The following is a 9541-nucleotide window of genomic DNA, read 5'->3' as shown; positions in this document are numbered from 1 at the left end:
GATGGGCGCACGCCGGGACGCGGCACAGGCGCTCGTCACCCCGCAGCTCTCCACGGCCGCGATCCGCGTGGCCACCGCAGCCACCCCGCACAGCGGCTCGATCCCGATGTCCGGTCCCCCCTCCTACTCGGACCAGGCCGGCCGCATGGACGGCCCGATGGGCGAGGTCTCCGGCGAGCTGATCGACCTGCTCAAGAACACCACCGGCACGTGGGCCGCCGCGACGGTCAGCGCGCAGGGCGCGGCGAGCCTGTCGCTGGCCTCGGGGAAGGCCGTGATCGGCATCGGCGGCTGGAGCGGCGGCGACCCCGCGCCGACGCTGGAGGAGTTCGAGCGGTACGTGGCGGAGGGTCGGATCGGCTACTTCGTCTCCGGCGGCCGGGGCGGCGGGATGGCCGGCGGCGGCGACGAGATCAGCGAGTGGGTCGAGGCGAACTACGAGTCCGTGACGATCGGCCAGTCGAACGTCTACGACCTGCGCTGACGCCACCCCGCCGGGGCGGTGGTCGACGCGGCCACCACCCCGGTCCCGGCGCGGTCGAGACCGGGGTCGGTGGTGTGCCGGGCGGGTTCCGGGCGGCCCGTCCAGGACCGGTACACGATCGCGGCGGCGTGGGGCAGCAGGTCGCCGCCGCGCCGCCACAGCCACGGGATGCCCTTGACCACCAACCAGGCGACGTGGTGCAACGGCGTCACCCGGATCCCGCCCGTGCAGACCGGCGACACCTCCCCCGGCACCTCGCACCCGGCGCGCGCCAACCGCTCGGCGAAGGCCGCCGCGAGCAGCCGGTGCCCGGCCTCCGACGGGTGCAGCCGGTCCACCGCCCAGGTCCCCGCCGAGTACGCGCCCTCCACCAGGTCGAGGTCGACGCACTCCACCCCGTGCCGCCGCACGACCGCGTCGACGACGCCGCTCAGCTCCGCGATCCGGGCCCGCAGCGCCCGGCCCAGCGCACCGGGCAGCCGGAACACCCGGCTGTGGTCGTGGAACCGCACCGTGACGACGGTCGACCCGGCCGCGACCAGCGCGCCGACGACCGCGTCCAGGTCGACGTGCAGCCGCCGGGGGTCGAAGTCCGACCGCAACGCGTCGTTCATGCCCACCAGCAGCACGGCCGCGTCCGGCCGCTCGGGCAGGACGCGGGGCAGTTGCCCGTACCTCACCGACGCGACCCGCGCTCCGGTGACCGAGGCGTTCAGGTACCGCGCGTGGGGCAGCGCCGCCGCGAGCAGCGGACCGACGCCCCGCCACCCGCCGGGCACGGGATCGCCCACGCCCACCGTCGTCGAGTCGCCCAGGACAACCAGGCTGCGCACCGTCTTGGCCACGCGGAAGACCCTCGCGCAGCGACGTGACGCGCCGGGGACGACCAGCCGAACGCTATCGGAAGGCCGGGTACAGCGGCAGTTCCGCGGCGCTCTCCCCGTACCGCGACACCAGCGCCGAGATGACCTCGTCGGCGTGCGCGGCCACGTGCTTGACGCCCGCCGCCAGCGCGTCGGACCGCAGCCGCACCCACCGCGAGGTCAGCACGACCACGCGCGGCGGCGAGTCCAGCGGCCGGTGCCCGGACGGCAGCGCCGAGCCCAGCCCCGGCAGGCCGCGCCACGTGCCCAGCCACACCCACAGCAGCTGGGCCTCCAGCAACCGGGGCAGGAACACCGCGTCGTCGTCCAGGTCGGGCCAGACCGACGACACCTCGGCCCGCCACGCCGCGACCATCGCCTCGGACATGCCGGCGGGCAGCCCGTAGGCGCACCAGCACGACGGGAACGGCACCCGCAGGCACGCCGCGTCGAACACGATGTCGCGCACGCACCCGCCCTCGAAGTCGAGGAACCGGACGCCCCTGCTGGTCACGAGGTGGTTGTCCGGGCACGACGTGGACGGGCTGAACGCCCGCCGGCGGGAGGTGACGAACCCGCGCACGGCCTGCTCGGCGAACGCGCGCACCGAGTCCGGCGTGTCCACTTCCAACGATTCAACGAGCAACCCCGGCAACCCCGCCAGCGCCGTGTGCACGTCCACCACGATCGGGTCGGCGCAGCACTGGCTGCCCTGGCGGCGCATCAGCGCGTCGAAGTCCGCGTCACGCCCGGCGGTCGTCGCGTGCAGCCGCCCCATGGCGTGCGCCCACGACAGCAGGCCGCGCTCGGCGGCGCGGGCGTCCGAGCCCAGCAGCTTCTCGGCCAGCCGAGGGGCCTTGCCCAGGTCCTCGAGGATCACCAGCCGCTTGGCGTTGTCCTGCGCCACGAGCTCGGGCGTGAGGCGTTCCTCGGACGGCAGCGCGGTGAGCAGCTTGTGGCTCACCACCTCGTGCGCGAACGGGTCGCGGTCGGCCACCCGCGACGGGTAGCGCTTGAGCACCAGCGTGCGGGGCAGGGAGAACGGGGTGTGGGCCACCCGGACGCGCGCGACCACCGACCGGCCGGCACCCCCGAGGTCCTCGGGGTCGGCCAGTCGAACCGGTGCACCGAACCGGCGGCTCAACACCGACTCGGCCGCTGCCACCGCGTCGTCCAGTGCGGAGGGGGCAGCGTCGTCGATGTCCTGCGGGCCGGCGGTGATCTCCACGCTCATCCCCTCCGACCCTACTCCCGGTGGCGACCGACCTGACAGAACTCGTCCGGGCACCGTGACGGTAGTGCTCACGGGCCGCTGGTTACCACCTTTTGTGGAAAACCCGGCCCGGTCAACCGTTCGCGAGGGGCCGACCGAGGTTGCGCGCCTGGCCGCGGCGGTTGCGCAACGCCAGGACCAGCGCCGCTGCCGCCACGATGCCGACGAGGTTCACCGCGAGCTGCGCAACCGATCGGAGGCATATGTCCCACTCGGCGAGAACGGCGGCGACCGCCGCGTAGCCCGCCGCGGGCACGGTGGTGACCGAAATGAACACCCCGACGAGCGCCGCCGACTTCGCCGACGTCATCGAGAGCATCCCGGCCGCGCCGGCGAGCAGCGCCACGATCAACGAGAACGGGCCGACCTGGAACACGAAGTCGACCTCGTGCGCGGTCAGCACCATGTCCCGGTTGAACAGGTCGGTGTAGGAGCCCGCGAACGCCGCGCCCGCGGTGATCGCCATGGCCACCGGGAACCCGATCGCCAACCCCAGCGCGGCCCGTCGCACCAGGTCCCAGCGCCGCAGCACCAGCCCGACGGCGATCGCGGCGAGCGGGCCGAACTCCGGTCCGACGACCATCGCGCCGACGATGGTGATCGGTGAGTTCGTCACCACGCCGACCGCCGCGAGCAGGCACGCGATGGTCAGGAACGACAGGAACGTGGCGTTGAGCCGCGACTCCTCGCCGGTGCGGGCCAGCAGCTCCTCCCACACCACGGCGTCGGCCGCCTCGCCCGGCGCGGCCTCCTCGGCGCGGTCGGCCGCGTCGGACAGGGCGGTGTCGATCTGCTCCAGCGTGACGCCGCCGTCCCGGTCGACGCCCAGCTCGCACAGGGAGGCCACCACCGCGTCGGTGGCCTCCCGCGCGAGGTCGGCCTCCACCACGTCACCCGCGGGGTCGACGGCCGCGCCGCGCAGCACCACGACGTGCGTGACGCCGGGGTTCTGCTTCAGCGCCGCGAGCACCGCCTCGGTGCGTTCGACCGGGCAGATGGCCCGCAGGTGCAGCACGGTGCTACTGCGCCGGCTTCTCCGCAGCGGGGGCGGGCTTGAAGTCGACGCCCGCCTCCTTGCGCTGCTGCGGGGTGATCGGCGCGGGCGCGGCGGTCAGCGGGTCGTAGCCGCCGCCGCTCTTCGGGAACGCGATCACCTCGCGGATCGAGTCGTACCCGCCGAGCAGCATGGCGATGCGGTCCCAGCCGAACGCGATGCCGCCGTGCGGCGGTGCGCCGTACTTGAACGCGTCGAGCAGGAAGCCGAACTTCTCCTGCGCCTCCTCGGGCGTGATGCCCATGACCTGGAACGCCCGCTGCTGCACGTCGGCGCGGTGGATACGGATCGACCCGCCGCCGATCTCGTTGCCGTTGCAGACGATGTCGTAGGCGTAGGCCAGCGCGTTGCCCGGGTCGGACTCGAACCGGTCGACCCACTCCGGCGTGGGCGAGGTGAACGCGTGGTGCAGGGCGGTCCACTTGCCGCTGCCCACCGCGACGTCGTCACCGATCTTGTCGACCGCCTCGAACATCGGGAAGTCGACGACCCACACGAACGACCAGGCGTTCTCGTCGATCAGGCCGACCCGGTGCGCGATCTCCACGCGGGCCGCGCCGAGCAGGGCCCGCGCGCCGTCCGGGTCGCCCGCGCCGAAGAACACGCAGTCACCCGGGTTCGCTCCCACCGCCTTGGCCAGGCCGTCGCGCTCGGCGTCGGACAGGTTCTTGGCGACCGGGCCGCCGAGCGTGCCGTCCTCGTTGACCAGGACGTACGCCAGGCCCTTGGCCCCGCGCTGCTTGGCCCACTCCTGCCACGCGTCGAGCGTGCGGCGGGGCTGGGACGCGCCGCCGGGCATGACGACCGCGCCCACGTACTGCGCCTGGAACACCCGGAACGGAGTGTCCTTGAAGTACTCGGTCAGCTCGGTGAGCTCCAGGTCGAAGCGCAGGTCCGGCTTGTCGGTGCCGTACTTGGCCATCGCCTCGGCGTAGGAGATGCGGCGGAACGGCCGGGCGATCTCGTGGTCGGCCAGGTCCTTCCACAGCGCGCTGACGATCTTCTCGCCGAGGGCGATCACGTCGTCCTGCTCGACGAAGCTCATCTCGATGTCGAGCTGGGTGAACTCGGGCTGCCGGTCGGCGCGGAAGTCCTCGTCGCGGTAGCAGCGGGCGATCTGGTAGTACCGCTCCAGGCCGCCGACCATCAGCAGCTGCTTGAACAGCTGCGGGGACTGCGGCAGCGCGTACCAGGAGCCGGGGCGCAGGCGCGCGGGCACCAGGAAGTCGCGCGCGCCCTCCGGCGTCGAGCGGGTCAGGGTCGGGGTCTCGACCTCGACGAAGTCCTCCGCGTGCAGCACCTCGCGGGCGATCCGGTTGGCCTCGCTGCGCAGCCGCATGGCCTTGGCCGGTCCGCTGCGGCGCAGGTCGAGGTAGCGGTGGCGCAGCCGCGCCTCCTCACCGACCTCCAGGTGCTCGTCCAGCTGGAACGGCAGCGGCGCGGACTCGTTGAGCACCTCCAGCTCGCTGGCGTAGACCTCGATCGCACCGGTGGGCAGGTCCGGGTTCTCGCTGCCCTCGGGGCGGCGGGTCACGTCGCCGACGACCTTGATCACGAACTCGGAGCGCAGCTTGTGCGCGCGCTCGGCCATCTCGCCCTCGCGGAAGACGACCTGCGCCACGCCGGAGGCGTCCCGGAAGTCGATGAAGATCACGCCGCCGTGATCGCGCCTGCGGGCAACCCACCCGGTCAGGGTGACGGACTGCCCGGCGTGCTCGGCGCGGAGCTTCCCGGCCTCGTGCGTGCGCATCACGGGAACTGCTCTCCTCGGTGTCAACCCAACTGGGGGCCTAGCTCGACTGACTGCTGGTCGTCAAGGCTAGCCAACGACCCCGCACCCCCCGCCACCAGGTTTGCCGTCGCCGGCGGCCGGGGCCCGGTCGGGTGATCACCTTAGGATCACCGCGTGCCTCGACGCCCGCTCGTCCGCGCCCTCATCGCCCTGGTCGCCCTGTCGGCCTCCGCCTGCACCACGACGGTGCCGGGCGCTCCCCTGGCCGGTCCCGCCGCGGCGGAGGAGACGACGAGCGGCCCGACCACGACGTGCGCGTTCACCGGGAACGGCGACACGCCCGACAAGGACGTCGACCCGCCGTCCGGGCGGGACGTCCGCGCCGACGGCACGGTCCGGTTCACCGTGGACACCGACCGGGGCGCCCTGGAGTTCGAGTTCGACGCGGCGAGCGCGCCGTGCTCGGTGCACAGCTTCGGCAGCCTCGCGGAGCAGGGGTTCTTCGACGGCACGTCGTGCCACCGGCTCACCGTGAGCGGGCTGTTCGTGCTCCAGTGCGGTGACGCCACGGGCACCGGGCGGGGCAGCGCGGGCTACAAGTTCGACGACCCGGATGCGGTGCCGGGCGAGTACGCGCGGGGCGTGGTGGCCGTGGCCAACCAGGGCAGTCCGGGCACCAACGGCAGCCAGTTCTTCATCGTCCACCGCGACAGCGCGCTCGACCCGGACTACCCGATCATGGGCCGGGTCACCAAGGGCATGGACGTGATCGACGAGGTCGCGGCGGCGGGCGTCGTGCCCGGCTCGGGGCTCGGTGAGGGCGACGGCAAGCCCGTGCGGCCGATCACGCTGAAGTCGGTCGAGAAGGAGTAGGTGCCGGGAAACGCGGCCGGGGCCGCCCCGGAGGACGGCCCCAGCTCACTCACGTGGTGCGCGGATCAGGCGTTGGGCGAGAGGAAGAGCAGCCGGTTCGGGGAACCGGTACCGGGGCTGGTCACCTTGTTCGCGGTGGCCTGGCCGGTGAGGTAGCTCGACACCTGCGCCGGCGTGGCCGAGCGGTTGTTCTGCAGGTAGCGGGCGGCGGCACCGGCGACGTGCGGGGTCGCCATGGAGGTGCCGCTGATGGTGTTGGTGGCCGTGTCACTGGTGTTCCACGCCGAGGTGATCGACGAGCCCGGCGCGAAGATGTCCAGCACCGAGCCGTAGTTCGAGTAGCTGGCGCGGGCGTCGGTGTTGGTGGTCGCGCCCACCGTGATGGCCGCGGCCACGCGGGCCGGGGAGTAGTTGGAGGCGTTGGCGTTGCTGTTGCCCGCCGCGATGGCGTAGGTGACGCCCGCCGCGATCGAGCGGCTCACGGCCGAGTCGATCGTGGTGGACACGCCGCCACCGAGGCTCATGTTGGCCACGGCCGGCTTGACGTGGTTGTTGGTCACCCAGTCGATGCCCTCGACCACGTCGGCGGTGGTGCCGCTGCCCTGGTTGTTGAGCACGCGCACGCCGTACACGGTCGCGCCCTTGGCGACGCCGTACTGGCTGCCCGCGATGGTGCCCGCGACGTGCGTGCCGTGGCCGTTGCCGTCCTGCGCGACGCTGTCGTTCTCGACCGCGTCGTAGCCGTTGCGCGCCCGGCCGCCGAACGTGCTGTGGGTGACCCGCAGACCGGTGTCGATGATGTAGACGTTCACGCCCGCGCCGGTCGAGGTGTAGCTGTACGACGAGTTCAGCGGCAGGCTGGCCTGGTCGATGCGGTCCAGGCCCCACGACGGCGGGTTGCTCTGGGTGGTCTGGATGCTGAAGACCTGGTCCTGCTCGACGTACTCCACGGCCGGGTTCGCCGCGAGCCGCTTGGCCGCCGCCTCGGGCAGCGACACGGCGAAGCCGTTGATCGCGCTGCGGAACACGGTGTCGACCTTGCCGCCGTACTGGCCCGCCAGGCGCTCGGCGGACGCGGACGAGCCGTCCTTGAGCTTGACGATGAAGTGGTCCTGAACCTTGTGGGTGGCGTCGGCGGCGCGGATCTCGCCCTCGGCGGCCTGCGCCGGGGCGGCCAACAGGGAGGACGCGGTGACGACGAGCGCCGTCGCCCCGACCCCGGCCAGGAACCGGACCTGTCGTGACTGTCGCATGCGGATTCCGTTCTTCGAACGGTGACCTCGACTCCACCCCGAGGAGCGTGCAGGGCTCGGGGGTGACGTTGGGCCACCTTGCCCTCGCTGACAGTCACAACGTAAGCAACCAGGACGTTCATGCGAAAGTGTGAACAATTGCCAGTTAAACCTCCAGCGTGAAGAATCTTCCTGACCTGCGGTTTCCCGTAATCCGGGAGCGGTTGCGCGACTGCGGCGCTACCGTCCGGACATGCGCTTGGAACCCGTCGACGAGGCCAACTACCGGGCCGTCATCGCCCTGGAGGTCCACGAGGAGCAGCGGGCGTTCGTCGCGACGAACCTGAGGTCGATCGCGGACGCCTGGATCCACCGCCCGAAGTTGCAGCCGCTTGCGCTGTTCAGCGGATCGGAGCTGGTGGGCTTCACCCTCCTGGAGCGCGACCGGCCGGACGCGCTGCACATCGTGAGGTTCATGGTCGACCGCCGCGCGCAGGGCCGCGGGTTGGGGCGCAAGGGCCTGGCCGCGATCGCGGAGGTGGCCCGCGCCGAGGGTCGCACCGAACTCGTGCTGAGCGTGGTGCCCGGCAACGCGGTGGCCCGCGGCCTGTACGCGGCGTTCGGCTTCACCGACACCGGGGAGGTGGACGGGGGCGAGCTCGTGATGCGCCACGAACTCGCCCCGTCGGTCCAGCTCGCCGACCAGTAGGCCGGCCCGGGGTCAGCGCGCCCGGATCACCGGCGCGGCCGGCTCACCTGCGCGCCCGGGATCAGCGGGAGGGCGACCAGTACAGGAGCCGGCCCCACGACAGCGGCGTGGCCTCGGAGACGACCGCCGCGTGCACCTGCGCCGGCGTCGCGGCCGGGTTGAACTGGAGGTACCGCAGCGTCACGCCGGTCACGTACGCGGTCGAGAGGGACGTGCCGCTGAGCGTGTTGGTCGCGGTGTCCCCGGTGTTCCACGCGACCGTGATGCTGACGCCGGGGGCGTAGACGTCGACCAGCGGGCCGTAGTTGGAGAACGACGCCCGGGTGTCGGTCCTGGTGGACGACCCGGACGTGAGCGCCTCGGCCACGCGGGCGGGCGAGTAGTTCGCCACGTCGGCGTTGCTGCCACCCGCCGTGACCGACGCCGTCACGCCCGAGGCGATCAGCCGGCGCACCGCGTCGTCCACCGCGGTCGACGCCGCGCCGCCCAGGCTGAGGTTGGCCGAGGCGGGCTTGACGTGGTTGCGCGCGACCCAGTCGATGCCCGCGATGACGCCCGAGGTCGTGCCGCTGCCGGAGCCGTTGAGCACCCGCACGCCGCACACCAGGGCCTGCTTCGCGACGCCGTTCGTGCGGCCGGCGATGAGGGACGCGAGGGCCGTGCCGTGCCCGTTGTCGTCCTGCGGCACGGTGTCGTTGTCGACGGCGTCGTAGCCGGCGCACGTGCGGCCCGCGATCTCGGTGTGCGTGGGCCGGATGCCCGTGTCGATCAGGTACGCGCGGGTGGTCGCGCCGGTCGACGTGTAGCTGTACCTGCCGTCGACGGGCAGTGCGCGCTGGTCGATCCGGTCCAGCCCGAACGGCGCGTTGAGCTGGGTGGTGTACGCCCGCACCAGTTGGTCCTGCTCGACGTACTCCACCGCCGGGTCGGCGGCCAACCGGCGGGCCTCCCGGGCGGTGAGCGACACCGCGAAGCCGCCGAACGAGGGGTAGGAGCGGGTGACCTGCCCGCCGAACCGGGCGACCTGCCCGGTCAGCTCGGCGGCCACGGACGCGTCCTTGAGCTTCACGACGTAGCTGCCGGGCACGGCGGTGGCCGAACCGGCGTGCAGCACCGCGCCCTCGGCGTGCGCCGGTGCGGTGAGGGTGACGGCGGCGAGGGCGGCGACGCCCAGGCCGGACAACAACTTGCGCATGGCGGGTCCTTTGCAGGGAAGGGCCCGACGCGGGTCGCGCGCCGGGGTGGTGCGGCTACCTCGTGGGCGACCGGTGCAGGAACCGGCCCCACGGCAGCGGTGTCGCGTCGCACCCGATCTCGGCGG

General features: G+C 72.8%; 8 protein-coding genes and 1 pseudogene. 3 read left to right on the top strand and 6 right to left on the bottom strand.

Annotation, left to right across the window (positions count from 1 at the left end):
- Window positions 1-484: pseudogene (locus tag AB0G02_RS21155) on the top strand (glycosyl transferase); the annotation flags it as partial.
- Here AB0G02_RS21155 and AB0G02_RS21150 read toward each other — a convergent pair.
- From AB0G02_RS21150 to aspS, 4 genes are all read right to left on the bottom strand, one after another.
- A complete protein-coding gene (locus tag AB0G02_RS21150) occupies window positions 469-1329 on the bottom strand; it encodes an SGNH/GDSL hydrolase family protein (protein WP_360797021.1) in 861 nt (286 codons plus the stop codon). The pseudogene AB0G02_RS21155 and the gene AB0G02_RS21150 sit on opposite strands and share 16 nt — an antisense overlap.
- Window positions 1330-1381: 52 nt before the next feature.
- The gene (locus tag AB0G02_RS21145; RefSeq protein WP_360797019.1) at window positions 1382-2581 is read right to left on the bottom strand and encodes a hypothetical protein; all 1200 of its coding nucleotides are present in this window, start codon (window positions 2579-2581) and stop codon (window positions 1382-1384) included.
- Between the two features lie 112 nt (window positions 2582-2693).
- A complete protein-coding gene (locus AB0G02_RS21140) occupies window positions 2694-3635 on the bottom strand; it encodes a DUF389 domain-containing protein (protein WP_360797017.1) in 942 nt (313 codons plus the stop codon).
- A gap of 4 nt (window positions 3636-3639) precedes the next feature.
- Entirely contained in the window at window positions 3640-5427 is a 1788-nt protein-coding gene (gene aspS, locus AB0G02_RS21135) for an aspartate--tRNA ligase (RefSeq protein ID WP_360797015.1), read from the bottom strand.
- Window positions 5428-5580: 153 nt separating this feature from the next.
- On the opposite strand from aspS, the gene AB0G02_RS21130 reads away from it, so the two are divergent.
- Complete coding sequence (locus AB0G02_RS21130; RefSeq protein WP_360797013.1) at window positions 5581-6279, top strand: peptidylprolyl isomerase; 699 nt, start codon at window positions 5581-5583, stop codon at window positions 6277-6279.
- A 65-nt stretch (window positions 6280-6344) separates the two neighbouring features.
- Here the strand turns inward: AB0G02_RS21130 and AB0G02_RS21125 are convergent, their stop codons facing one another.
- Window positions 6345-7532 carry a S8 family peptidase gene (locus AB0G02_RS21125; protein ID WP_360797012.1) on the bottom strand — a complete coding sequence of 396 codons (1188 nt, stop codon included), beginning with the start codon at window positions 7530-7532 and terminating at the stop codon, window positions 6345-6347.
- 232 nt (window positions 7533-7764) lie between these two features.
- Between AB0G02_RS21125 and AB0G02_RS21120 the strand changes: the two genes are divergently transcribed.
- A complete protein-coding gene (locus AB0G02_RS21120; protein WP_360797010.1) occupies window positions 7765-8220 on the top strand; it encodes a GNAT family N-acetyltransferase in 456 nt (151 codons plus the stop codon).
- 61 nt (window positions 8221-8281) lie between these two features.
- Here the strand turns inward: AB0G02_RS21120 and AB0G02_RS21115 are convergent, their stop codons facing one another.
- Entirely contained in the window at window positions 8282-9415 is a 1134-nt protein-coding gene (locus AB0G02_RS21115) for a S8 family peptidase (protein ID WP_360797008.1), read from the bottom strand.
- Between the last annotated feature and the right edge of the window lie 126 nt (window positions 9416-9541).

The sequence above is a fragment of the Actinosynnema sp. NPDC023658 genome (assembly GCF_040639995.1).
GTDB lineage: Bacteria > Actinomycetota > Actinomycetes > Mycobacteriales > Pseudonocardiaceae > Actinosynnema.
This window is presented reverse-complemented; position numbering and strand designations above follow the sequence as displayed.